This is a genomic window from Dietzia sp. KRD202, from assembly GCF_017168155.1.
Taxonomy (GTDB): Bacteria; Actinomycetota; Actinomycetes; order Mycobacteriales; family Mycobacteriaceae; genus Dietzia; species Dietzia kunjamensis.
This window is the reverse complement of record NZ_JABFAN010000011.1, coordinates 62449-87232: the sequence shown is the minus strand read 5'-3', so window position 1 is coordinate 87232 and position 24784 is coordinate 62449. Positions and strand designations below refer to the sequence as shown.

Below are 24784 nucleotides of genomic sequence, written 5' to 3'. Positions count from 1 at the left end.
CCGGGTCAGAAGTCGAAGAAGCCGCCGCCGTCGCCGCCGAACAGGCCGCCGTCGAAGAAGCCCCCGCCGCCGTCTCCCCCGCCGTCGCCTCCGAACAGGCCACCGTCGAAGAAGCCTCCGCCGTCGCCTCCGCCATCGCCGCCGTCCCCGCCCATGAGTCCGCCGTCGAAGAACCCCTCGCCGCCGTCGCCGCCGCCCATGTCACTGACGTCGGCGCCGCCCTCGCCGACCCCGGACGCGAAGTCCTCACCGGAGTACCCGATGCCCGACATGCCGGCGAACATCATGTTGAACATCATCATCGAGCCCATCATCCACACGCCCGTGGTCAGGGCCGACGCCCACCAGGGCTCCGAGTACCAGCCGGCCGGGACCGGTCGACCGGCCACGACGCCACCCGGGTAGTAGTGCGGGGTCTCGTCACTCGGATCGGTCGCGGCCTTCATCGTCCGGCCCTCGACGTCGACCTCGCGGTCCTCCGTCACACGGCCGGCGCGGTCCTGTCCGGGGGTCTTGGGCAGCTCAGGGCCCGGGTCCAGGCCCATCGCCGAGCGCGCGGCGCGTACGTAGTACAGGCCCTCCAGCGCGGTGTCCTTGGCCAGCTGCGCCTGCACCGGGGTGCGGGCGTTCTCCAACTCGGAGACCGCCGCGGTGTAGCGCTCCGACGCGTCGGCCATGGCCTGCTTGGACGCCTCGTCGGTGCCGTCCAGGTTGAACACCTGGCCCCCGAGACGCTCGACCCACCGGGCCGCCTCGGCCCGGTAGTCCGCGAGGTTGTGATTGTGCTGCGCCTCCAGCTGGGTCTGGCCCTTGTTCTGACTGCGGGAGACCACTGCGACGGCCACCGCGATCACTGCGGCGATGAGGAGGAATTCCACGACACGACCTTTCTCGGTACTGGTGTCGAGGGTACCGAGATCGCGGCCCGTGGCGCGCGGTGCGGCGGGGTCAGGAACGGTCGCCCGCGCCGCTCACCACGTCCGCCTCCCGTAGGCGGGCCACCTCGGCCGGGCCGATCCCGAACCCGGCCAGCACCGCATCGGTGTCCGCTCCGCGGGGGCGCGGTCCGAAGCGTACGGATCCGGGCGTGTCGGACAAGGTGACGGGGATCCCGACACCGCGGTATCCCTCCCGCTCGACCACCATGCCCCGATGAATGACCTGCGGCATCGCGAGCGCCTCCCCCACATCGTTGACCGCACCGGAGGGAACCCCCGCCGAACGGAGGCGGTCCGCCAGGTCGGCGCGATCGATGCCGCCGACGAGCTCCCCGAGGAGCGACCGGAGTTCTCCGGCGTGCGCGAGACGGTCCGAGTTGGTGAGGAACCGCGGATCCTCGGCCAGTGCGCGTTCACCCAGCGCGACGGCGAGGGAGCGAAACTGCCTGTCGTTGCCCGCGCCGATGAAGAAGGGGCCGTCTAAGCAGGTGAAGGTCTCGTAGGGGCAGATCGTCGGGTGGGCGACGCCTGTCCTGGCCGGGGGCTCGCCCGTGGCGAACCACTTCCCCGCGTGTGGGTGCAGGATCGACACGGCGTTATCGAGCAGGGCGAGGTCGACGAGCTGCCCGCGCCCGGTGGTTTCTCTGACGTGCAACGCCATGAGGATGCCGGTGATCGCGTTGAGGCTGGTGACGATGTCCACCAGCGGGATACCGATGCGCATGGCCGGCCCGTCGGGCTCCCCGTTGATGCTCATGAGCCCCGACAGCGCCTGGAGGACGGCGTCATAACCGGGTGCGCCGCCCAGCGGACCGTCGACGCCGTACCCGGTGATGCGGCAGTGGACCAGGCGGGGGAACCGCACGGCGAGCTCGGCGTCGCCGAATCCCCACGCTTCCAGGGTCCCGGCTTTGAAGTTCTCGATTACGACGTCCGCCTCCGCGAGCATCCTCGCCAGGAGTGACTGCCCCTCCTCACTGCGCAGGTCGATGCTGATGTTCCGCTTGTTGCGGTTCAGACCGTCGAAGTAGGCGCTGTGGTCCTCTCGCACGAACGGCGGACCCCAGCCCCGGGTCTCGTCCCCGCCCGGTGGCTCCACCTTGACGACATCAGCACCGTGGTCGGCGAGCATCTGACCACACAGAGGTCCCGCCAGGACACGGGACAGGTCCACGACACGGATGTCGGTGAGAGCCCCGGTCCGCGGCGTATCCGCGTACGGCGTGGCGGCCACGACTCAGGGGCCCGTCACACGGTCGAGCCAACCGGCGGCCGCACCCTCGACCCGAGCGCCCTCGACGACCATGGGCCATGCCCCGTCCATCCCGCCCGCGAGTGCGACGTCGGTGAGTCGGCTCTCCCAGAACGCCGCGGAGCCGAACTCACCGCGCCACTGCAGAGCGGGCAGGGTGAGGCGGTGCAGGGTGTGCTCGTGCGTGGTGCCGATGGCGCCGTGCACCTGATGGGTGTTGCGCACGGCGACGGCGACGGTCTGCGAGGCCACGCTGCGGGCCACGGCCACGCGGAATCCCGACAGCGGCCCCCCGAGGTCGGTGTCGAGCGCGTCGGCGACCGCTTGGTCGACCGCCGCGCGGGCGAGGACGGTCTCGGCCGCGATGTCGACGACGAGGTTCTGCACCGACTGGAACTCGGCCAGCGCCCGACCGAACTGGTTGCGCTCGGTGCTGTGGGCGATCGCCGCGTCGAGCATCCCCTCGGCGGCGCCCACGGACTGGACGGCCCGGGCGAGGGCGCCTCGGAGTACCGCCGCTTCGACGGGAGCGGCGTCGACCGGGGTCCACGCAGCGTCGTCGGGCGCGCTGAGGTCGCCCAGTGCCACCGCGGAGGTCCCGTCGACGGGTGTGACCGCCGCCCGGTCGGTCGGGATGTCCGCGACCTCGAAGCGGGGTCGCCCGCCGTCGTCGGCGGCGGACCGGCGTACGAACAGCACGGAATCGGTGGCCCCGGCCCAGGCCACGCGCCGGGCGCGGGAGTCGGACCCGAGGACGGCGAGGGTCGCCGTCCCCGGGGCGGAGTCGTCCAGGCCGACCGCGCGGCGCAGCGGCCCGACGACGAGGTCGGTCTCGGCATACGGGACCGCGACCCCGGCGGCGGCGGCCAATCTCAGCAGCGTGGCGGCCTCCGCCCTGTCTCTTATACAAATCTCCGAGCCGCCCCGCTGCCCCCGGTCTCCTCCGGGCCGGTGAGCCGGCCGATCCCCACCTCGGACAGGGCCCGCCACACCGCAGTCGCGTCGGGGTCGACGGTGGGCCCGGAGAACTGCGCCAGGACACCCGCCATCATCGACTCGAGGTCCTCGTCAACGGCCAGGTCGACGGCCTCGATGGTCCGGTCGGAGGCGGTGCGCCCGTTCATCGCATCCCCATTCCCCGCGCGATCACGCCGCGCAGAATCTCGTTGGTCCCGCCGCGCAGCGTGAAGCCGGGGCGTTGATGGAGTCCGACACGGAGCAGATCCGTGAGTTCGGACGCGGCCGCGTCCGCCTCGCCCGGCGCGAACTCGTCGCCGAGCCGGGCGGAGACTACGTCGACGATGTCGCCCTCGGTGGTGGTTCCGAGGAGCTTGACCAGTGCCGCGGCGTTGTCGGCGGGCTCGCCGCGCTGCAGCGCCCCGGCGATGTTCTGGCTCAGGGCGTGAAGCCCCGCCATCCGCGCGACCGAGCGGCCGAGGTCGGTGCGGGCGGGCAATTTCCCCTCGGCGATCGCGCCGATCTCGGCGGCGAACAGGCGGAAGGAGGAGAGGAACCGCTCGGGGCCGCTGCGCTCGAAGGCCAGCTCGGAATTGACCTGCTCCCAGCCCCGGCCCAGGGAACCGAACACGCGAGCATCGGGGACGAACACCTCGTCGAGCACGACCTCGTTGAAGTGGTGGTCGCCGGACAGGGAGACGATCGGTCGGATGGTGACGCCCTCGCTGCGCAGGTCGACGATGAACTGGCTCAGCCCCGCGTGCCGGTGGGCGGTGTCCAGCGGCTCGGTGCGGGCGAGGGCGATGAACGCCTCCGCGTACTGGGCACCGGAGGTCCACACCTTGGTGCCGGAGACGGCCCAGCCGCCGTCGACTCTCACACCCTTCGTCCGCACACTGGCCAGATCGGAACCCGAGTCCGGTTCACTCATCCCGATGCCGAAACAGCACTCTCCCGCTGCGATGCGCGGCAGGTACTCGCGCTTCTGCTCCTCTGTGCCGTACCGCAGGAGCGAGGGGGCGATCTGCCGATCGGCGACCCACTGCGCGGCCACGGGCGCCCCGACAGCGAGGAGTTCTTCGGTGACGACGAAGCGCTCCAGGTGCGTGCGTCCTCGGCCGCCGTACTCGGTGGGGATCGCCATGCCGACCCAGCCGCGCTCTGCGAGACGACGGGTGAAGTCCTCGTCCCACCGGGTCAGCCAGGTGTCGATCCACGGCGTGAGACGGCCGGCGGCGATCTCGCCGCAGAGGAAGTCGCGGACCTCCGCCCGTAGGGCGTCCATGTCCGCCGACGCCAGGGTGGTCGGTGGAGCGAGTGCGGACCTCATCGGGCCTCCTTGAAGGGGATTGGGATGTCGTCTGCCGGATCGGGACCGAAGGGTGACCCGGACCACGTATTCGAGAATCGCACGGTCGGCGTTTTTACGCAATAGGGGATTCCACTACGCTCTTTCGTATTCGCCCGGTCGTCCCGCGGGGGCGGATAGTCTTACCCCATGACGCAAGCGGACGTGGGAGGCGACGGGGCGGTAGACGTGCCCCGCATGGACAAGGTCCCCGAGCGTCCCCGGCACCGGATGGTCGACCGGGTCGCGGCGATCATGGAACTCGTCGCCCGATCGGGATCCGGCCTGACGCTCACCGCGGTGGCAAGAGCGCTCGAGGCCCCGATCAGCTCCACGCAGGGCCTGCTCAACGGGCTCGTGGCGGTGGGATACCTCGACGAGCGCAACCGCGTATACACCCTGGGTACGGCACCGTATCTACTCAACGTCATCGCTGGTCGCCCGCCCGTGACGTCCGTGTCGCGGGACCAACTCCTGGCCCTGCACGCGGAGACAGGCCTCACCACCGCCCTGTCGACCGATGTCGGTGACGACTTGTTCTACGTGGACCACGTCTCCAGCGACCCGCAATATTCGTACATCGCGGAGAACCGCCTGCGGCGTTCACTTCTTCGGACCTCGTCCGGCTGGCTCTTGCTCGCCGACCGCGAGAAGCGCGACATCTGGGCCTACCTCAACGCCCGGCCGTCCGCGGAATCCGAGTTCGTGGACAGGTTTCTCGATTCCCTGGAGGAACTCCGCGAGACCGGGGTGTGCACCGCCCCTGGCGTGGCGGTCGACGGCGGGGACGGCGTCTCAGTCGCCCTGCGCGAGAGGGGCCGCACCATCGCGACCGTGGGGGTCATCGCCGCGCGCGACCTCATCGTCGAACGCAGCGAGGAACTGGCCCGCACCTGCCTCCGCCACGCGACGGAATGGGGCCTGCGCTGAGCCTGGTCGCGTGTTGGAGCCAGACCCAGCCCCGGCCCGGCCCGGCCGAGAGACGGAGATCAGCGACCTGTGTACTCGCCGGCGCGCTTGTCCCCGAACGCCGCGAGCGCCTCGCGGTGATCCTCGGTGTGGTGCGCCAGCGCCTGCATCGCCGCCGACAGCTCGAGGAGCGACTCGAGCGACTGGTGCTGTGACTCGCGGAGCAGCTTCTTGGCCATGCGCACCGAGTGCGGTGGATTCTTGGCCACCCGCGCGGCGAGAGTGTGGGCCGCCTCCAGCAGCTGATCGGGTTCCACGACCTCGTTCACCAGCCCCCACGCGGCGGCCTGCTCGGCCTTGACCCGGTCGCCGGTAAGCGCCATCTCGGCCGCCCGCGCCGGGCCGATCGCCTTGGTCAGCAGCCATGCACCGCCGTCGCCCGGGATGATCCCCAGCTGGACGAAGCTCTCCGCGAACCACGCCTTCGTCGATGCCACCCGCAGGTCGCACATCACGGCGAGGTCGCACCCCGCACCGACGGCCGGCCCGTTCACCGCGGCGACCACCGGCACCTCGCAGTGGTACAGGGCGCGCGGGATCCGCTGGATACCCCGGCGGTACCCGTCACGCAGTTCATACGGGCTGCCGCCGAACATCCCCGCTCTGTCCACCATGTCCTTGACGTTCCCGCCGGCGGAGAACGCGGAACCGGCACCCGTCAGGACCACGGCCCGGACGTCATGATCCCCATTGACCGTGGCGACCTGATCGCACAGCGCGTCGACGATCGCCGGATCGGAGATGGGATTCCGGGAGTCCGGCAGGTTCATCGTCCACGTCTCGATGTGGTCCGCTCGCTCGACGAGCAGGGGCGCAGTGGTCATGGGAGTCCTTTGATCGAGGGGCGAACAGCCGACGATATGCAACTACGTAAACTGTTACCTGACAGTAGCGAGTGATCGTCGTCACCGTCAATGACCGCGGGCGCAGGACATTCGGGCGGGACCCAGGAGCTAGGCATCATGTCGTCCCCGGGAAGCGGACCGGACGACAGAAAACCCCCGACCTGGGAGGGCGGGGGTTGACAGCGTTCGGCGTTCCGATGGAGCCGCGTGTCGGAATCGAACCGACGACCTTTTCATTACGAGTGAAATGCTCTACCGACTGAGCTAACGCGGCGAGCCCTTGTGGGGCGTCGCAACTATATCCGACGGACCCCCGTCGCCGGAAAACGACCCGCCCCCGCCCCGGTTGTCAGCCCAGTGCCTCGCGGATCGCGCCCACCATGGCGGACACCGCGAACTTGGGTTTGACGTTGACCTCGATCGCCGCCCGGCAGTCCTGGATCGCCTCGATCGCCCGGAGGATCGCCGCGGCCGGATAATGCCCGCCGAGCCTCGCGGCCTCCGCCGCCTTGTCCGGATGGACCGGGTCGACTTCGCGAGCGCCGAGCGCCGACATGAGCGCATCCCGGTAGAACCCCGCCAGGTCGACCAGCGCGAGGTCCAGTGAGTCGCGGGTGGACCGGGTCCGTCGCGACTTCTGGGCCTTCTCGAGTTCCTTGACCGCGCCCGTCGCACCCCGCCCGGCCGACGCGGTGCCCTTGCCGGTGCCGCCCGCGCCCAGCGCGGTGCGCAGCTCCTCGACCTCGCGCTCGTCGGATTCACTGTTGCGGGCCAACGCCTCCTGCTCCGCGGCGCTGACGAGCCGGTCCGCGAGAGGGAACGCCCGGCCGGGATTGTGCATGACCATGGGCAGCTGGAGGACGACGTCCCGCCGCTCCCGGGTCGCCTCGTCGGTCGCCAGCCACCGGGCACGACCCACGTGGCCCGAGGAGACCGACGCCGCCCACCGGGCCAGATCGGGGTCTATCGGGTCCCCGCCGGCGAGCAGCGCACGCTCGACCGCCGCCGCGTCCGGCTGACGAAGTGCGACGTTCCGCGAGCGCGACCGCAGGGTCACCATGATGTCCATCGGGTCGGTGGTCGGCGAGCACAGGAGGAACACGGTCCGACTGGGCGGCTCCTCCACCACCTTGAGCAGGGCGTTCCCGGACTGCTCGGTGAGTCTGTCCGCCTCCTCGACCACCACGATCTGCCAGCGCCCGGTGCCGGGGCGGCTCGCCGCGCGGTGGATGGTCTCCTTGACGTCCTTGAGCAGGATGTTGACGCCCTGCGGGGCGAGCAGGTGCACGTCCGCGTGGGTGCCGGCCAACACCGTGTGGCACGCGCGGCACTCCCCGCAGCCCACCACGTCCGGGTCCTCGCACTGCAGGGCGGCGGCGAACGCCATGGCCGCCACGCTGCGGCCGCTGCCCGGCGGACCGGTGAACAGCCAGGCATGGACCATCCGGGCGTCCGAGGCATCCCACCCCTGCCCCGGCACGCGGGCACGAGCGGCCGTGGCGGCAGCGGTCAGCTCCGCCACGACGTCGGCCTGTCCGGCCAACCGATCGAACACCCCGGGCATGGCCCCCACCTTATCCCCGCCCACCGACACACCTGCGTTCCCGGCATCACCGGCGCGAACTAGGCTTGGGCCGATGGAACGATGGGTCAGGTTGTTCAGGTGGCTGTGGGCCACCCCCTGGCCCGTCTATGCCCTGACGATGGTGCAGGCGAACATCATCGGCGCGGTCTTCGTGTTCTCGTTCCTGCGCTTCGTCCTGCCGATGGACCGGTTCCTCGACCTCGACCAGTTCCGCTTCCTCAACCAGTACCTGTTCATCGGCTATCTCGTGTTGGCCTTCGTCGGCGGCGTCATCGCCTCGACGCTGCTCCTCCTGCCCGTGCTGCGGGTCGACCGGTCGGGGGCGGACTTCGACGGCGCCATCCGCCGGCGCACCCTGCGCCTGCCGTTCCACCAGGCGCTCATCTCCGGGGCCATGTGGGTGACCGGGACGCTGCTGTTCGTCGCCGTCAACGTGGGCCACTCCCCCAGGTTGGCGCTCATCGTGGCGGTGACCAGCCTGCTCGGCGGCAGCACCACCTGCCTGATCTCCTACCTCCAGGCCGAGCGCATCATGCGACCCATCACGGTCCGCGCCCTGTCCAGGGGGGTGCCGGAGAGCCGCCATGTCCCCGGCGTGCGTCGCCGCATCTTCCTCGGCTGGTCACTGACCACGGTCATCCCCATCGCGGGCATCCTGCTCATCCTCACCGGACACTGGTTCGGCCTGTTCGGCGACGACCCCGGTCTGATCCTCGTCGCCCTCGCGGTACTGGCGAGCGTCGCCGTGATCGCCGGTGCGATCGGCATGGGGCTGGTCTCGGACTCGATCGCCGACCCGGTGCGCGAGATGCAGGCGGGCGTCAGTCGCGTCAAGCAGGGCGACCTGGAGACCCGCGTGACGATCTATGACAGTTCGGAGATCGGCCAGCTCGCCCAGGGGTTCAACGAGATGGTCACCGGCCTGCAGGAACGTGAGGCCATCCAGGACCTCTTCGGTCGCTACGTGGGCGAGGACGTCGCACGCAATGCGCTCGAGCGGGGCACCGAACTGGGCGGGCAGGAACGCCAGGTCGCGGTGCTGTTCGTCGACCTCACCGGCTCGACGGAGTTCGCGGCGGCCCACGAGCCGGCCGAGGTGGTCTCCGTGCTCAACGACTTCTTCCGGATCGCCGTCGAGTCCGTCGACACCAACGGCGGGTACATCAACAAGTTCCAGGGCGACGCCCTGCTCGCGGTCTTCGGGGCGCCGCTGGAGGTGGACAACGAGGCTGGCCGTGCGCTGCGGGCCGCGCGTGCACTGCAGAGCCGACTCGCCGACCTGGCCCCGCTCACGGCGGGGATCGGCGTCTCCTACGGCACCGTCATCGCCGGACACATCGGCCATGCCAAGCGGTTCGAGTACACGGTCATCGGCGATCCGGTCAACGAGGCCGCCCGCCTCACCACGCTGGCCAAGATGGAGCAGGGACACGTTCTGGCGTCGGCGGCCACGATCCACCGGGCCGACGCACCCGAGGCGGCCCGGTGGGTGCTGGGCCGCAGCGTCGAACTGCGCGGCCGGGGCATCATGACCCAGCTCGCCCGACCCCTGCGCCCCACCCTCGCGGACCGGTGGCAGGCCGGCTCCGTGGCGTTGCGCCCGGCGGACGACCCGGCGCACTGACGCTCCGGGGGGCGTCCGCCACCACGCACCGGGACGACACCCCGCGACGCGAGACCCCGCAAGACGGCGACACCCCGCGCGGCCTCGGCTGCGCGGGGTGTCTCGTTCGGGCCTCAGCGGCGCGACGCCGCCGTCTTCTTCGCCGGCGACTTGCGGGCCGGAGCCTTCTTCGCGGGCGCCTTCTTCGGCGGCGACTTGGCGCGCCGCTCCGAGAGCAACTCGGAGGCGCGGGCGTCGGTGAGGCTCTCCACGGTGTCGCCCTTGCGCAGGGAGGCGTTGGACTCCCCGTCGGTCACGTACGGGCCGAAGCGACCGTCCTTGACCAACATCTGCTTGCCGGAGACCTCGTCGACCCCCATCTCACGCAGCGCCTTGGGGGCGGCGGCCTGCCGGCCCCGACGCTTCGGTTCGGAGTAGATCTTCACCGCGTCCTCGAGCGTCACCGTGAACACCGCGTCCTCGGAATCGAGCGTCCGGGAGTCTGTGCCCTTCTTGAGGTACGGCCCGTAGCGACCGAGCTGGGCGGTGATCTCCTCGCCGCTGGTGGGGTCGATGCCCACCACGCGCGGCAGCGACAGGAGCTTGAGCGCGTCCTCCAGCGTCACCGTCGCCGGCTCCATGGACTGCATCAACGACCCGGTCCGGGGCTTCGGCCCGGTGGGGCTGTCGGCCTCCTTCTTCGCCCGGCGGGTCACGGCGGCCTTGGCCTTGGTCGCGGCCTTCTTGGCCTCGGCCCTGGCGTCGTCGTCCTTGGCGGCGGCGATCGCGGCATCGCGCTCGGCGTCGATCCGCTTCTTCTCCGCATCCGCGTCGGCGAGCACCTTCTTGGCCCAGACCGCCTTCTCGGCGTCGGTGGCCTCGGGGAGCTTCTCGGTGACGTAGGGGCCGTAGCGCCCGTCCTTGACGACGATCTCGTGTCCGGTCTCGGGGTCCACGCCCAGCGGGCGACCGTCCTGGGGGGTCGAGAAGAGCTTCTCGGCCACCTCGAGTGTGAGTTCGTCCGGGCTCATCCCCTCGGGCAGGTTGGCCCGCTGGGACTCCTCGGCGCCGTCCTCGCCGGCGACCATGCGCTCGAGATACGGACCGTAGCGACCGACGCGGACGTGCACCGGGCGGCCCTCGGAGTCGTCGAACACCCGGATCGAGTTGATGCTGCGGGCGTCGATGGCCTCGAGGTTGACGTCGACGAGGTTCTTCAACCCCACGGCGTAGTTGGCCTTGTCCTCGTCGCCGGAGCCCTCGGCGGCACCGAAGTAGAAGCGCCGCAGCCAGTCGTCCCGGTTCTCGCGGCCCTCGGCGATCGCGTCGAGTTCGTCCTCCATCAGCGAGGTGAAGTCGTAGTCGACGAGCCGGCCGAAGTTCTGCTCCAACAGTCCGACCACGGCGAAGGCGACCCAGCTGGGGACCAGCGCGTTGCCGCGGACGTAGACGTACCCCCGGTCCTGGATGGTGCGGATGATGCTGGCGTAGGTCGACGGGCGGCCGATGCCCATCTCCTCCATCGCCTTGACCAGGCTCGCCTCGGTGTAGCGGGCGGGCGGGCTGGTGGTGTGCCCGTCGGGGACCAGGTCGGTGCCGGTGAGCTGCTGTCCCTCGTCGAGGCGGGGCAGGCGCCGCTCGGCGTCGTCCGCCATCTGCTTCTCCGAGCCCTCGGCCGGGTCATCGGTCGCCTCGACGTAGGCCTTGAGGAAGCCGGGGAACGTGATGGTGCGGCCCGAGGCGGCGAAGGTGGCGCGCTCGTAGCCGGACGCGTTGTCGCCGGCGTCACCGCTGATGCGGATGCTGACGGTCGTGCCGCGCGCGTCGGCCATCTGGGAGGCGACCGTGCGCTGCCAGATGAGCTCGTAGAGGCGGTACTCCTCGGCGTCGAGCGCACTGTGGAGCTGCCCGGGGGTGGCGAAGGTCTCGCCGGCGGGCCGGATGGCCTCGTGGGCCTCCTGCGAGTTCTTGACCTTCCGGGTGTACTGCCTGGGCGTGGGTGAGACGTAGTCGCTGCCGTACAGCTCCGTGGCCTGCGCGCGGGCGGCTGCGATGCCGCCCTCGGACAGGGTCGTGGAGTCGGTACGCATGTAGGTGATGTAGCCGTTCTCGTACAGTCGCTGCGCGATCCGCATGGTGCGCTCGGACGTGTACCGCAGCTTGCGGCCGGCCTCCTGCTGGAGCGTGGAGGTCATGAACGGCGCGTAGGGGCGCCGTGTGTACGGCTTGGACTCGACGGAGTCGACGACGAAGTCGGCACCGGTCAGCGCGTCGGCCAGCGCCCGGGCCGCCGGTTCGGCGAGGACGACGGAGTCCTTGGCCGCGCCGGTGGACTTCAGACGCCCGTCCTGGCCGAAGTCGCGGCCCTGCGCGACCCGGGCGCCGTCGACGGCGGAGAGGCGGGCGGTGAAGCTGCGGGGTTCACCGGCGTCCCCGCCGGCGGATCCCTTCGTTGCCAGGGTCGCGGTGATGTCCCAGTAGTCCGCGGCGACGAACGCCATGCGCTCGCGCTCACGCTCGACGATCACGCGGGTGGCCACCGACTGCACGCGGCCGGCGGACAGTCGCGGCATGACCTTCTTCCACAGCACCGGGGAGACCTCGTAGCCGTAGAGACGGTCGAGGATCCGGCGGGTCTCCTGGGCGTCGACGAGGTCGGTGTCGAGCTCGCGCGTGTTCTCGGCGGCGGCGAGGATGGCGGGCTTGGTGATCTCGTGGAACACCATCCGCTTGACCGGGACCTTGGGTTTGAGGACCTCGAGCAGGTGCCAGGCGATCGCCTCGCCCTCACGGTCGGGGTCTGTCGCCAGCAGGAGCTGGTCCACGCCGGCGAGTTCCTTCTTGAGCTCGGCGACCTTCTTCTTCTTGTCGGCGCTGACGACGTAGATGGGTTCGAAGTCGTCGTCCGGGTTCACCCCGAGCCGCGCCCACGGCTCCTTCTTGTACTTGGCCGGGATGTCGGCCGCGCCCTTGGGCAGGTCGCGGATGTGTCCGACCGACGCCTCGACCACGTAGTCGGACCCCAGGTAGGGCTGGATCTTGCGTGCCTTGGTGGCGGACTCGACGATCACCAGGCTCCGCTTGCCGCCCGATGCTGCCTTCTTGCTCGCCACTGGAGTGCTCCCAACCTGCGCTGATTCCGTCGTCGACGCCCTTCACCGACCACCGGTCCCGGCTACGGTACGCGTGCCGGGGCCCTTCTATAGGAATTCATACCAGGCGGGATGCCCTCCACGAGAACCGTCGAGTCACCCCTCCGGCACCCACGGTGGGCTTCCCGGCGCGGGGCGCGGGGTGTCCAGATACTGCCCGGGTTCCGCCTGACCGGTCTCGAGATACCGCAGGACGATCTCGTCGACCGCCTCGTTGCCGGTGTCGAAATGGCAGTGCACGGTGCCCCGGATCCGGACGAGCGTGCCTCCCGTCGCGTCGGCGGTGGTCGGACCGAACATGCCCGGAGTGTTGGGGTCGTGGTCGGCCTGGAGGATCAGGGGCGGCGCGGCCATCTCGCGTGCCTCGATGCGCGGCGGGACCGCCGAGGGCGGGTAGAGGCAGTATCGGGTCTGCTCGGTCAACGCCCACACGTCCTCGCCGGTGCTACCCGCCGGGTCGCTGCTGCCGATCAGGGCCGGGGCCGCCAGGTTCGTCCGGGGCGGCGCGGTCTCGTTGCAGTTGATGATCTTCAGGTAGGTGGCCTGGTCGGACGTCACCGGGGGCCGGCCGGTGCGCTCCTCGGCCTCCTCCTCGATCCGCTCGTCCAGCTCCTCCGGTGTCTCGACGTCGGGCGCCGTGCCGTGCACCTTCGCCGAGATCGCCCAGGCGATGTCGGGCCAGGCGTCGGGGGACCGGCTGTAGAAGTCGAGGACCCGGAAGTAGCCCACGGCGTCGTCCGGCGTCGAGTCGAACCCGCCGGTGGACGCGACGGCGGCGTTCTCCGCCCGCACCGACCCGGTGTTGAGGGCGTCGAGGGAGCCCGCCGCCAGCGATCCGGTGGGAACCGACCCCGGGGCGTCATCGCCCGGCACGGCGGGGGGCGGAAGGAACCGGCCCGCGGCCGCCCCCTCCGACAGGTCGAGCTCGTGGATCCGCCGGTACACCTTCAGGGCGGTGTCCCCCAACGCGTAGACGTCGTCGTACTCGGCGATCCACGCGAGGACGTAGTCGCGCGCCCGGTGCCGATTCTCCGCCTGCCGCTGGTGGAACTCGTACCACCACGTCTCGGACGGTCCGACCGAGGAGTCCAGCACCATCCGGTCGAGGCTCTGCGGGAACAGGGTCTGGTACATCATCCCGATCGCGGTGCCGTAGGAGTACCCGAGGAAGGAGATGCGCTCCAGGCCCATGCGTTCGCGGACCACCTCGTGGTCGCGCACGACGTTCTCCGTGGTGATGGACCGCACGAACTCCGGGTCGGTGGCCATGCACCGCGCGGCCTGCTCGTTGAGGTCGTCGTCGTCGTCGGGGTCGGAACGGTCCGGGGCCTCCACCTCCGGCCCGGGGAGACACTCGAGCGCGCCCGATCCCGCCAGGCCCCGGGGCTGCACGATCACCAGATCGTGGGTGCGACGGATCTCGTCGACGGCGGAGTCGTCGTCCCTGTCGAGTGCGGTGTACCAGAGGGTGCGGGCGTCGCCTCCCGGCCCGCCGGGGTTGGAGAACAGTGCCCCCTGACGATCGCCCGTGGCGGTGATCCTGCGGACCTCGATCCCCACGGTGCGACCGTCGGGGTCGGCGTGGTCGACGGGGACCGTGACGGAGGCGCACAGGACGTCGGGGCGGGGCAGGCGGTGGAGGACGTCGGCCGCCGACTCCGCGGGGCACGGGGTCCAGGTCACGACGTCAACCCCGGTCAGGGTGGAGGTGGGTGCGGGCGTGGCCGGGGCGACGGGTGGTAGTACGACGACGACGAGGGCTGCGGTCGCGGACGCGACCAGGCGTCGTGAGAAGTGGGGCATGATGACGAGTTTTTCATCTCCGCTGCGTTCCGGCGGGTTTTCCTGCGGGGGGACCGCCCGACTGGCAGCAATAGACAGATCGGTCTAGGGTGAGGGAAGAAGCCACGTCGCCGAACTGGAACCTGTTACAGTCCCGGTCACACGGTCGTGGCCGCGGGCTGCGCCGGAATCGGCGTACCGTCGAGGGCTGAACGGGAGCCGCGACAAGCCTCGATTCATCACGACTTTCTGGAGGTCAGCACCGGTGGGCAACTCGTCCAAGACCAAGCTGGACAAGGTGGTCATCCGCATCGCGGGTGACTCGGGCGACGGCATGCAGCTCGCCGGTGACCAGTTCACCTCCGAGGCCGCCGCCTTCGGCAACGACCTGGCGACGCAGCCCAACTACCCCGCCGAGATCCGGGCCCCACAGGGCACGATCCACGGGGTCTCGAGCTTCCAGATCCAGATCGCGGACTACGACATCCTCACCGCCGGTGACCGTCCCGACGTGCTGGTGGCGATGAACCCGGCGGCGCTCAAGGCGAACATCGAGGACCTGCCCTCCGGCGGAATCCTCATCGTCAACTCCGACGAGTTCACCAAGCGCAACCTCACCAAGGTCGGGTACGAGTCCAATCCGCTCGGGTCGCCGGCCTTCGAGGCGTTCCAGGTGCACGAGGTCGCGATGAGCACCCTGACGATCGGTGCCGTCGAGTCGGTCGACCTCGGCAAGAAGGACGCCGAGCGCTGCAAGAACATGTTCGCCCTGGGGCTGCTCACGTGGATGTACGGGCGCACGGTCGACTCGATCGAGAACTTCCTCAAGGACAAGTTCGGCAAGAAGCCGACCATTCTCGAGGCCAACATCCTCGCCCTGCACGCGGGCTGGAACTACGGCGAGACCACCGAGGCCTTCGCCTCGGAGTACGAGATCGCCCCGGCCAAGCTGCCCGAGGGCCGCTACCGTCAGGTCACCGGCAACACGGCGATGGCCTACGGCCTGGTCACCGCGGGCCGGTCCGCCGACATGCCCGTCTTCCTGGGCACCTACCCCATCACCCCGGCCTCGGACATCCTGCACGAGCTGAGCAAGCTCAAGCAGTTCGACGTCACGACCTTCCAGGCCGAGGACGAGATCGCCGGCGTCGCCGCGGCACTGGGCGCCTCCTACGGCGGGACCCTCGGTGTCACGTCCACCTCCGGTCCGGGTCTGGCCCTCAAGTCCGAGGCCATCGGCCTGGCCGTGATGACCGAGCTGCCGCTGGTGGTCATCGACGTCCAGCGTGGCGGCCCCTCGACGGGCCTGCCGACCAAGACCGAGCAGTCCGACCTGTTGCAGGCCCTGTTCGGCCGCAACGGCGAGTCCCCCGTCGCGGTGATCGCCCCGCAGTCCCCCGCGGACTGCTTCGAGATCGCCCGCGAGGCGGCCCGGATCGCGGTCACCTACCGGACCCCGGTCATCGTGCTGTCCGACGGCGCGATCGCCAACGGGTCCGAGCCGTGGCTGCTGCCCGACGTCGCCGCCCTGCCGGCGATCGAGAAGAACCTCGCCACGGCACCCGAGGCCGAGGGCGAGGGCGACGAGGGGACGCCCGCCTCCGAGTACCTCCCCTACGCCCGTGACCCGGAGACGCTGGCGCGCGACTGGGCCATCCCGGGTGAGCCCGGACTCGAGCACCGCATCGGCGGACTGGAGAAGGCCAACGGCACCGGCAACATCTCCTACACCGCCGACAACCACGACCTCATGACCCGGACCCGGGCCCTGAAGATCGCCCTCATCGAGGTGCCCGACCTCGAGGTCGACGACCCGTCCGGTGAGGCCGACGTGCTGGTGGTGGGCTGGGGTTCGTCCTACGGGCCCATCGGCGAGGCCGTACGCCGCGCCCGCGCGAACGGCCACCGCGTGGCCCGCGCCCACGTGCGTCACCTCAACCCGCTGCCGCACAACATCGGTGAGGTGCTCGAACGGTACCGCCGGATCCTCGTCCCGGAGATGAACCTGGGACAGCTCGCGATGCTGCTCAAGGCCCGCTTCCCCGCCGACATCCAGCCCATCACCAAGGTGCACGGTATGGCGTTCTCGGCCGAGGAGCTGCAGACCGCCATCGAGTCCGAGTTCGCCGGCCGCCTCACCCACACCGAGCACGACAAGTACCGCCTGGCGCTCGACGGGGTCATCACCACCACCGGCGAGCCCGCGGCCCGCAACCGGCGGATCGGGCACACCGCCACCGGCACCACCACCGCCAACCGAACCCGCTGACCTGCGAGCGAGGAGAGGAACCCCATGACCACCACCGAATCCGGCCTCGTCGGCAGCGCACTGCCGCTCGACGCGTTGGCGTCCGTGCCCAAGACGGATGCTCCGCAGAAGCCCAAGGACTACACCTCCGACCAGGAGGTGCGCTGGTGCCCCGGCTGCGGCGACTACGTCATCCTGGCCACCATCCGCGCCCTGCTGCCCAAGCTCGGGCTCAAGCGGGAGAACATCACCTTCATCTCCGGCATCGGCTGCTCGAGCCGTTTCCCGTACTACCTCGAGACGTACGGGATGCACTCGATCCACGGCCGCGCCCCGGCCATCGCGACCGGCCTGGCCACCGCACGCCCCGACCAGTCGGTCTGGGTCGTCACCGGTGACGGCGACGCCATGTCCATCGGCGGCAACCACCTGATCCACACGCTGCGCCGCAACGTGAACCTGAACATCCTCATGTTCAACAACCGGATCTACGGGCTGACCAAGGGCCAGTACTCGCCCACCTCCGAGCCCGGCAAGGTCACCAAGTCCAGCCCGATGGGGTCGCTGGACCACCCGTTCAACACCCTGTCGCTGGCGATCGGCGCCCAGGGCACCTTCATCGCCCGCGCCCTGGACTCGGACCGCAAGGGCCTGACCGAGGTCCTCGACGCGGCCGCACGCCACCGCGGCACGAGCTTCGTGGAGATCCTGCAGGACTGCCCGATCTTCAACGACGGCTCCTTCGACCTGCTCCGCAAGGAGGACGCCGGCGACCACCTCATCCCGGTGCGCCACGGCGAGAAGATCATCTTCGGTGACGACGGCCAGCACTGCGTCGTGCGCCGCGGTTTCTCCCTCGCGGTGGCCGCGACCGCCGACGTGGACGAGGCCGACATCGTCGTCCACGACGCCCACGCCGACGACCCGACCTACGCCCACGCCCTGGCCAACCTGTCCAGCCAGGACCTCGAGTACACGGTCACCGGCATCATCCGGCAGGTCCGCCGCGACACCTACGACGACCTCGCCCGCGGCCAGGTCGCCGCCGCCAAGGAGACCTCACCCACGGACCTGCAGGCGCTGCTCGACGGCAGCAACACCTGGACCGTCGGCTAGGGCCGAAGGCACCACCCGCGCCGCGTCAGCGGCGTCGGAACCAGCCGCCCGCGGGGGCGGTCACCGGCTCAGATGCGCCTGGTGACCGTCCCCGTGATGCGTCCTCGGGCGTCCCACGTGCGCTCGACCACGTCGGCCACGCCGTGCTGGTCGACGCGCACGGCGGTGGTCGACCGGGTGCCGTACCGCCGGCCGATGCGGACGAACCTCGACGACAGCCGCCACTCGTGCGTCAGCGGCACGCCCGTGCGCGGCATCGTCCACGGTGTCGCCGGGCGACGATCGGCCAACACGTCCAGCAGCGCCCCGGACCAGTCCGGGCCTGTCATGACGTCGGTGCCCATGAGCGCTCTGACGTCGTGGACCGCGCCCACCACCTTCGGCCAGGGGGTGTCCAACGAGGCGTTCGACAGCCCGTGGACGCCGGTGCCGAGCGCCACCGGGCCGCGGGTGGAGCGGTTGGACGCCCACCACATCCGGTCGAGGTCGCCGGCCAGGAGGTTGACGCCCCCGTAGCGATCGAGGTCGTCGACGACGTGGTGGGCGAACTCCGCGACGGGCACCGGCCCGGTGAGCGCGTCGATGGGCAGCTCGCCGCGGGAGGCGGCTGCGGGGAGCACGGGTCCGGGCTCGCGCACGTTGGTCACCGCCGAGAACCGTCCGCCCGGGGCCACCGCGAGCCAGGACCCGCCCGCGGTGACGTCCCGGCCGGCGACGATGCCCTCGGCGCCACCGGCGTCGGCGGTCCACTCGTGCAACGGCTCGGTGGGCCGGCTCAGGACCTCGTCCCGGTTGGCCACCACGATCAGCGGGTAGTGAGGGTGGACCCGACGGGCGACGACCAGCATGCACATACCCCCACGGTACTTCGGGCGGCGTCCGCGCAGCGCAGGGCCGACGTCCGGCGCAGCGCGGGGCCGACGTCCGGCGCAGCGCAGATCCGACATCCGGCGTGACGGCGCCGGCTGTGAGGTCCGGCTAGCCGGGCCAGTGCTGCGGCGGAACCCCGGCGGGCGCGGGCCCGATGCTCTGCGCCAGACGCGTGCGGGCTCGGGCCGTCCCGAGCCGCAGCAGCGGCCCGCCACCCTTGGAGCCGACGTAGGTGGTCCGGATCCCGACGCGGTCCAGCGCCGCGCGCAGGGCGTCCCGTCGAGGCGCATGGTGCTCCATCGCGGCGTCGATGCCCAACTCGACCGCTCCCCCGTCGGTGACGTGGCCGGCGGTGAGCACCCAGACGCGCAGCGCCCCGGCGGAGGGCGTCCACCCCTCGGGCACCGCGGTGACCGCGCCCCGCCGCCAGCGGCGCACCACCGGTACCAGGGCCGGGGTCCGCGCGGTCGACACCGTGCAGCGGCCGTCCGGGCCCGACTCGCCGTCCGGTCCCGCCTCCGAGCGGACCGGATCGAGCCCCGCCTCCGCCAGGAGGGACTCCAGCGCGTCCGCCCGCCAGGCCGCGTCGAGGACCACCGAGACCTGCGCGAGCTCGCCCGCGAGGGTGGACTGACCCCGGGCGGCCAGTGCGCCCTCCAGGTCCGAGGGCTCGGGGACGTGGCCGTCCGCGGCGAAGAACGACAGCTGCGTCACGGACCAGAGCCTACGGTCGACCCCCGACACATCGCGAGGCCCCCACCGCGCGTGCGGTGGGGGCCTCGCCGAGATCGAGCGGAGCGCCTCAGATGGCGCGGACCTCCTGGGCCTGCGGCCCCTTCTGGCCCTCGCCGACCTCGAACTCGACGCGCTGGTTCTCCTCGAGCGACTTGAAGCCCGAGCCCTCGATGGAGGAGTAGTGGACGAAGAGGTCGGCCGAACCGTCCTCAGGGGCGATGAACCCGTAGCCCTTCTCCGCGTTGAACCACTTGACGGTGCCCTGTGCCATTTTTGATGTGTTCCTTTTCCGTACTGCCAGGTGCGACTCGCGGGATGGCCACGCGTGTCGGGCCGGCGCCCCCGACCACGGGGTTCCCGTGGACGATGATGACGACCGGGTCCAGTACATCACGACCGCGGCGCGAGGAGAACAGATCCGGGGCAGGCCGATCCGGCGCACGGGGTGATCAGCCCTCTACGGTCGAGGGGTGACGACCTACGGACGCGAACTCCTCGGCCACCTGCTCGAGCAGCTGCCGGCCGGGGCGTCGCCGCTCACGCACGCCGTCGACCTGCCGGCGCGCGAGGCACGGCACGCCGACTGGCCGGCCTGGGCGCACCCCGGTCTGGTGGACGAGCTGCGTGGCCGCGGGGTCGAGCGCCCGTGGGCTCACCAGGTGGCCACCGCCGAGCACGCACACGCGGGCCGCAACGTGGTGGTCGCGACGGGGACGGCGTCCGGCAAGTCCCTCGGCTACCAGCTGCCCGCACTCAGCGCGCTCGCCGCGGACCCGGGCGCCTGCGTGCTCTACCTGGCCCCGACCAAGGCACTCGGGCAGGACCAGCTGTCGTCCGTCATCTCGCTGGTGGACGCCGTGCCCGAGCTCTCCCACGTGGCACCTGCGTCCTACGACGGCGACACCCCGACCGACGCCCGGCCGTGGATCCGGGAGAATTCCCGGTGGATCGTCACCAATCCCGACATGCTCCACCTGTCACTTCTCGGCCGGGCCCGCCAGTGGACACGGATCCTGCGGGGGCTCCGCTTCGTCGTCGTCGACGAGTGTCACTCCTACCGGGGGGTGTTCGGCTCCAACGTCGCCCTCGTCCTGCGCCGGCTCGACCGTCTCGCGCGGGCGCTCGGCGCCGCACCGACCTACATCCTGGCCTCCGCCACCACCTCCGACGCCGGCGTCGCCGCGACCACGCTGGTCGGGCGCGAGTGCGTGGAGGTCACCGAGGACGCCTCCCCGCAGGGCGGACGGACCGTCGCACTGTGGGAACCACCGCTGATGGAGGGCCTGTCCGGGGAGCACGGCGCGCCGGTCCGGCGGCCCGCCCCGGTCGAGGCCTCCACCCTCATGGCCTCCCTCGTCGCGGAGGGCGCGCGGACCCTGACCTTCGTCCGGTCGCGGGCCGGAGCCGAGTCGACCGCGTTGCGGGCCCGCGAGCGGCTCGCCTCCGAACACGGGGAACGCGGCCGCGAGCTGGCCGGACGGATCGCCGCCTACCGCGCCGGCTACCTCGCCGACGACCGCCGCGAACTCGAACGCGACCTCGCCGACGGCGAGTTGGTGGGCGTGGCCTCGACCTCGGCGCTCGAACTGGGCGTGGACATCTCCGGGCTCGACGCCGTGGTCAGCGCCGGCTTCCCGGGCACGATCGCCTCGTTCTGGCAGCAGGCCGGACGCGCCGGACGCCGAGGACAGGGCGCCCTGGTGATGCTGGTCGCGCGCGACGACCCGCTCGACACCTACCTCGTCCACCATCCCGAGGCGCTACTGGGCCGCCCCGTCGAGGCCACCGTCACCGACCCGCGCAACCCCGTCCTGCTGGCCGGGCAACTGAGGTGCGCCGTGAGCGAGCGGCCCATGTCGCACGACGAGGCCCGCGCGTGGGGCGCGACCGACGTGCTGGAACGGCTCGCCGCCGACGGACTGGTGCGGCGCCGACCGGCCGGCTGGTACCCGGCCGCCGACGACCACACCCCGCACGCCGAGGTCGACATCCGCGGCACCGGCGGGGCGGAGGTGGTGATCGTGGACGCGGTCGACGGCCGCATGCTCGGCACGATCGACTCCGTCCGGGCCCGCTCCCAGGTCCACCCGGGAGCGCTCTACTTGCACCAGGGTGAGTCGTTCGTCGTGGACGAGCTGAACCTGGAGGACGGCCTGGCACTGTGCCACCCGGAGGTGCCGGAGTGGACGACCAGCGCACGTGAGCAGGTGTCGATCGACCTGGTCGAGACCCTGGAGTCGGTACCCGCCGGTCCCGTCACCCTCTCGCTGGCCGACGTCGAGGTGACCACCCGCGTGACCGGCTACCAGCGGCGGCTGCGTGGCGGCGAGATCCTCGACGTCACCCCGCTGGACATGCCCGAGACCACCCTGGCCACGCGGGCCGTGGTCTACACACTCACCCCGCAGCTGCTGCGGGTCGCCGGGCTGGAGGAGGCGGACTGGCCGGGGGCGCTACACGCGGCCGAGCACGCGGCGATCGGGCTGCTGCCGCTGGTCGCGACGTGCGACCGCTGGGACATCGGTGGCGTGTCCACCGCCCTGCACCCGGACACCGGGCTGCCCACGGTGTTCGTCTACGACGGCTACTCCGGAGGGGCGGGCTTCGCCGAACGCGGGTTCCGGCGCGCCACCGCGTGGCTCGGCGCGACGCTGGCCGCGATCCGCTCCTGCGAATGCGAATCCGGGTGCCCGTCCTGCATCCAGTCCCCCAAGTGCGGCAACGGCAACGACCCACTGTCCAAGCCGGGCGCGATCGCGCTGCTCACCGAGGTTGTGGGACAGCTGGGTGACGTGGGTGCCGGGGAGCCCGCGCCGGCCGGGCCCGCCGCCGGTCCCCGCTGACCCGTCAGGCCGGCCCCGCCCGGGCCACCGCCGAGCCCGACCGCACGCCGAACACCCCGAGATCCACGCGCACCTCGGCGCGGGCCACGACGTCGTGGCCGTCGACCCGGCAGACCGACAACTCCGCACTGTTAGCGGCCGCGATCCCGGCCGCCGCGGCACACGCGTCCTGCCCCGCGCGCAGCGCGTGCGCGCCGGCCAATGCGGCCAGGTCCGCGGCCGCCCGGGCAGCATGCGCGGCCACCGCGGCCCGTCCCACCAGGAGAACCGCCACCGTCAGTGCCAGAACCGCGGCGACGGCGAAGGCGGTCATGACGGTCATGGCGCCCTCGTCGTCGTCGACCACCCGCCGCCACCCCGGCGAACGGGGCGCGGCCGCACCGGATCGGTCAGGTACGGGGCGCGTCATCCCACCACCCCCGGCTCGGTCCGCGCGACCGCCCGGCCACGGAGCTCGACACCGGGCAGGCCCCGCGCCGGGGCCACGACCACGGCCGTGACGAACGACCCGCCGCCGTCCACCGACACCTCCGCCCCGGGAGCCACCGCCCGTCCGGCCGCGACCCCGTCGCCCGGACCCGCCATCGCCGCCACCCGGGCGGCCTCCCGCGCCGCGTCGACCACCCGGATCTGCGTGAGCGCCGCGCCGGCCCCGGCGGCGGCGACGCCGAACACCGCCACCAGGGAGGCGATGCCGAGGGCCGCCTCCACGGTCACCGACCCCTCGTCGCGGGCCGACGCGGTCCGGAGCCGCCGCAGCACCATCACACCGAGGTGTTGAGGGCCTGTTCGATGATCCCGCTGAGCGCGTCGGGAATCGAGTCGCCGCTGACCACGGTGTAGAGCACTGCGCCGAACGCGGCGGCGGCGATCGTCCCCACGGCGTACTCGACTGTCGACATGCCGGCGTCCGGGGTGGTCACGGCACTGAACCGTCGGGCCAGGGCGGCACGGGCCCGGGCTATCGGCGCGCCGGAGACCGCTGGCGTGCGGGCGGCGTTCTCGGTGGCGTTCCGGGCGGTGGAGCGGGCGGTAGAGTGGGTGGTGAGGTGGGTGTTCATCTGGGTTCTCCTTCTTCGGTGACCGGGGCGGCGTCTCCGTCCCGGAATCGGTGTGGCCGGCGAGTCCGCTCACGGCAGGACTCCCGGCAGCATCCCGTCGGCCAGGCCCACGACGACGGGGAGGACTCCCAGGCAGACGAACGCCGGGAGGAAGCACAGGCCGAGCGGGCCGGCGACCATGACGGCGGCCCGCTCGGCCCGGGCGGTGGCGTCGGCGTCGGCCTCCGAGCGCAACCGGTCGGCGGCGTGTCCGAGCGCGGCCAGTACCGACCCGCCCCCGTCGGTCGCGCGGGCCAGCACCGGCGCGATCGGGGCCAGCCGGGCGGCGTCCGGGACCTCCCGCCACGCCTCGGCCGGTGCGGCCCCCAGCCGCATCCGCGCCGCGGCCGCCCGCAACGGACGCGCCGACGCGGGATCGGAGTGATCGACGGCGTCGGCGACCGCGGCCAGTGCGTCGGGCACGGGCAGACCGGACTGCAACGCAACCGCCAGCAGGTCGACCAGCTGGGCCAGGGCTCCGGTGTCGGCGCTGGTGGGGCCGCGGCGCGTGATCGTGGCCAGGGCGCGGGCGGTCGCCTTCGAGGGGAGCCTGCCGCCGGGTCGATCGCTGTCCCGGGCCCGGGGTGTCGATCCCTCGGCACCGGCCGGGAGAGCCGCCACCCTGTCGGCGGCCCGCGGGCGCCACGGCGCCACGCACAGCGCGGCGGCGAGCAGGAGGACGGCCGCGGTCATCGGGCGGCACCGCCCGCGATGCGGTCGGTCCACAGCAGTCCGGCGGCCAGCAGGATCGCCCCGGCCAGGCACAACCCGCCGCCCAGCGCGCCGCTGCCCAGGACCCCCAGCGGGTCGGCGCCGAAGCCGGACCCCAGGAGCACGCCCAGTCCGGGGAGCGCGGTGAGGATGACGGAGGTGGCTCGGGGTCCGGCGAGGGTGGCGTCCACACGCAGCGCCCGCTGCCGCCGCGAGGCCACGTCGGCCCGCAGTCCGTCCACGACGTCGGCGAGCTCCACCCCGTGTCGGGTGGCGAGGAGCCAGGCGCCGGCGAGCTCCCCGGCGACGCGGTCCCCGTCCGGGCCGTCGCCTCCGGCGGGTCGCAGGGCTGCCGCGACGTCGCCGCCCAGGCGGGCGTGTGACCCCGCCGCGGCGAGGATCCCGGCCACTCGCCGGTCGTGCGCGGCCGCGGCGTCGGCGGCCTGCCCGAGGGCGCCTCCCGGCCCGGCGCCGGCACGCAGGGCCGAGGAGGTGTCGTCGAGCGCACGCTCCCACGCCCCCAGTCTCGCGAGGCGCTGTCGGCGTTCGGTGGCCCGCCCGTGCAGGTCGGCCGCGGCGCCGCCCAGCACGGCGGCCGCGCAGGCGTGGATCGGGCCCGCCGCCACGAGAGCCACGGTGCCCGCGGCGACGGGCCACAGCACGCCGGTCGGCACCTGCGCGAGCGCGTACCGCAGCCGGGCCACGCCCGCGCCGCCCGCCTGCCCCGCAC

Annotated in this window: 22 protein-coding genes and 1 tRNA gene; 5 read left to right on the top strand and 18 right to left on the bottom strand. The window is 71.9% G+C overall.

Annotated elements, in window-relative coordinates; all coding sequences use genetic code 11:
• Positions 1 to 5 precede the first annotated feature (5 nt).
• The 5 genes from J1M64_RS07115 to J1M64_RS07100 form a co-directional block, all read right to left on the bottom strand.
• Positions 6 to 878 carry a hypothetical protein gene (locus J1M64_RS07115; RefSeq protein WP_067711504.1) on the bottom strand — a complete coding sequence of 291 codons (873 nt, stop codon included), beginning with the start codon at positions 876 to 878 and terminating at the stop codon, positions 6 to 8.
• 70 nt (positions 879 to 948) lie between these two features.
• Positions 949 to 2172, bottom strand: a complete 1224-nt coding sequence (locus J1M64_RS07110) for a CaiB/BaiF CoA-transferase family protein (RefSeq protein ID WP_206473755.1) — start codon at positions 2170 to 2172, stop codon at positions 949 to 951.
• Between the two features lie 3 nt (positions 2173 to 2175).
• A complete protein-coding gene (locus tag J1M64_RS07105) occupies positions 2176 to 3060 on the bottom strand; it encodes an acyl-CoA dehydrogenase family protein (RefSeq protein ID WP_241261254.1) in 885 nt (294 codons plus the stop codon).
• A gap of 32 nt (positions 3061 to 3092) precedes the next feature.
• Positions 3093 to 3314 (bottom strand): hypothetical protein, encoded by a 222-nt coding sequence (locus J1M64_RS19810; protein WP_241261253.1) that lies wholly within the window; start codon positions 3312 to 3314, stop codon positions 3093 to 3095.
• Positions 3311 to 4477: an acyl-CoA dehydrogenase family protein gene (locus J1M64_RS07100; RefSeq protein WP_206473753.1), complete on the bottom strand. Its 1167-nt coding sequence runs from the start codon at positions 4475 to 4477 to the stop codon at positions 3311 to 3313. Before J1M64_RS07100 ends, J1M64_RS19810 begins: the two co-directional genes overlap by 4 nt.
• Positions 4478 to 4726: 249 nt before the next feature.
• On the opposite strand from J1M64_RS07100, the gene J1M64_RS07095 reads away from it, so the two are divergent.
• Entirely contained in the window at positions 4727 to 5425 is a 699-nt protein-coding gene (locus J1M64_RS07095) for an IclR family transcriptional regulator (RefSeq protein WP_206473848.1), read from the top strand.
• A gap of 59 nt (positions 5426 to 5484) precedes the next feature.
• Here the strand turns inward: J1M64_RS07095 and J1M64_RS07090 are convergent, their stop codons facing one another.
• From J1M64_RS07090 to J1M64_RS07080, 3 genes are all read right to left on the bottom strand, one after another.
• Positions 5485 to 6288, bottom strand: a complete 804-nt coding sequence (locus J1M64_RS07090) for a crotonase/enoyl-CoA hydratase family protein (RefSeq protein ID WP_206473751.1) — start codon at positions 6286 to 6288, stop codon at positions 5485 to 5487.
• A 219-nt stretch (positions 6289 to 6507) separates the two neighbouring features.
• Positions 6508 to 6583, bottom strand: a tRNA-Thr gene (locus J1M64_RS07085).
• A gap of 75 nt (positions 6584 to 6658) precedes the next feature.
• Complete coding sequence (locus tag J1M64_RS07080) at positions 6659 to 7873, bottom strand: DNA polymerase III subunit delta' (protein ID WP_206473749.1); 1215 nt, start codon at positions 7871 to 7873, stop codon at positions 6659 to 6661.
• A gap of 73 nt (positions 7874 to 7946) precedes the next feature.
• Here J1M64_RS07080 and J1M64_RS07075 point away from each other — a divergent pair, with 73 nt between their 5' ends.
• Complete coding sequence (locus J1M64_RS07075) at positions 7947 to 9518, top strand: adenylate/guanylate cyclase domain-containing protein (protein ID WP_132062762.1); 1572 nt, start codon at positions 7947 to 7949, stop codon at positions 9516 to 9518.
• A 113-nt stretch (positions 9519 to 9631) separates the two neighbouring features.
• Here J1M64_RS07075 and topA read toward each other — a convergent pair whose 3' ends face one another.
• The gene (topA, locus tag J1M64_RS07070) at positions 9632 to 12610 is read right to left on the bottom strand and encodes a type I DNA topoisomerase (RefSeq protein WP_206473747.1); all 2979 of its coding nucleotides are present in this window, start codon (positions 12608 to 12610) and stop codon (positions 9632 to 9634) included.
• A 135-nt stretch (positions 12611 to 12745) separates the two neighbouring features.
• Positions 12746 to 14452, bottom strand: a complete 1707-nt coding sequence (locus J1M64_RS07065) for an alpha/beta fold hydrolase (RefSeq protein WP_206473745.1) — start codon at positions 14450 to 14452, stop codon at positions 12746 to 12748.
• Positions 14453 to 14696: 244 nt separating this feature from the next.
• Between J1M64_RS07065 and J1M64_RS07060 the strand changes: the two genes are divergently transcribed.
• Both J1M64_RS07060 and J1M64_RS07055 read left to right on the top strand, forming a co-directional pair.
• On the top strand, positions 14697 to 16700 hold the full coding sequence (locus J1M64_RS07060) for a 2-oxoacid:acceptor oxidoreductase subunit alpha (protein ID WP_206473743.1): 2004 nt from the start codon (positions 14697 to 14699) through the stop codon (positions 16698 to 16700).
• Between the two features lie 24 nt (positions 16701 to 16724).
• Entirely contained in the window at positions 16725 to 17795 is a 1071-nt protein-coding gene (locus tag J1M64_RS07055; protein WP_069388588.1) for a 2-oxoacid:ferredoxin oxidoreductase subunit beta, read from the top strand.
• Between the two features lie 68 nt (positions 17796 to 17863).
• Here the strand turns inward: J1M64_RS07055 and J1M64_RS07050 are convergent, their stop codons facing one another.
• From J1M64_RS07050 to J1M64_RS07040, 3 genes are all read right to left on the bottom strand, one after another.
• On the bottom strand, positions 17864 to 18649 hold the full coding sequence (locus tag J1M64_RS07050) for an NRDE family protein (RefSeq protein ID WP_206473741.1): 786 nt from the start codon (positions 18647 to 18649) through the stop codon (positions 17864 to 17866).
• 124 nt (positions 18650 to 18773) lie between these two features.
• Positions 18774 to 19379: a hypothetical protein gene (locus J1M64_RS07045; RefSeq protein ID WP_206473739.1), complete on the bottom strand. Its 606-nt coding sequence runs from the start codon at positions 19377 to 19379 to the stop codon at positions 18774 to 18776.
• A gap of 88 nt (positions 19380 to 19467) precedes the next feature.
• Positions 19468 to 19671, bottom strand: a complete 204-nt coding sequence (locus J1M64_RS07040; RefSeq protein ID WP_067711447.1) for a cold-shock protein — start codon at positions 19669 to 19671, stop codon at positions 19468 to 19470.
• 199 nt (positions 19672 to 19870) lie between these two features.
• Here J1M64_RS07040 and J1M64_RS07035 point away from each other — a divergent pair, with 199 nt between their 5' ends.
• Positions 19871 to 22243, top strand: a complete 2373-nt coding sequence (locus tag J1M64_RS07035; RefSeq protein ID WP_206473737.1) for a DEAD/DEAH box helicase — start codon at positions 19871 to 19873, stop codon at positions 22241 to 22243.
• A gap of 4 nt (positions 22244 to 22247) precedes the next feature.
• Here J1M64_RS07035 and J1M64_RS07030 read toward each other — a convergent pair whose 3' ends face one another.
• The 5 genes from J1M64_RS07030 to J1M64_RS07010 form a co-directional block, all read right to left on the bottom strand.
• On the bottom strand, positions 22248 to 22652 hold the full coding sequence (locus J1M64_RS07030) for an Rv3654c family TadE-like protein (protein ID WP_307872389.1): 405 nt from the start codon (positions 22650 to 22652) through the stop codon (positions 22248 to 22250).
• Entirely contained in the window at positions 22649 to 23008 is a 360-nt protein-coding gene (locus J1M64_RS07025) for a TadE family type IV pilus minor pilin (protein ID WP_206473847.1), read from the bottom strand. Before J1M64_RS07025 ends, J1M64_RS07030 begins: the two co-directional genes overlap by 4 nt.
• Positions 23008 to 23208: a DUF4244 domain-containing protein gene (locus J1M64_RS19805; protein ID WP_307872396.1), complete on the bottom strand. Its 201-nt coding sequence runs from the start codon at positions 23206 to 23208 to the stop codon at positions 23008 to 23010. Before J1M64_RS19805 ends, J1M64_RS07025 begins: the two co-directional genes overlap by 1 nt.
• Before the next feature lie 165 nt (positions 23209 to 23373).
• The gene (locus J1M64_RS07015; protein WP_206473727.1) at positions 23374 to 24036 is read right to left on the bottom strand and encodes a type II secretion system F family protein; all 663 of its coding nucleotides are present in this window, start codon (positions 24034 to 24036) and stop codon (positions 23374 to 23376) included.
• Positions 24033 to 24784: type II secretion system F family protein (locus J1M64_RS07010; protein WP_206473724.1), on the bottom strand; the 752-nt coding region annotated here is incomplete at its 5' end. The genes J1M64_RS07010 and J1M64_RS07015, both read right to left, overlap by 4 nt.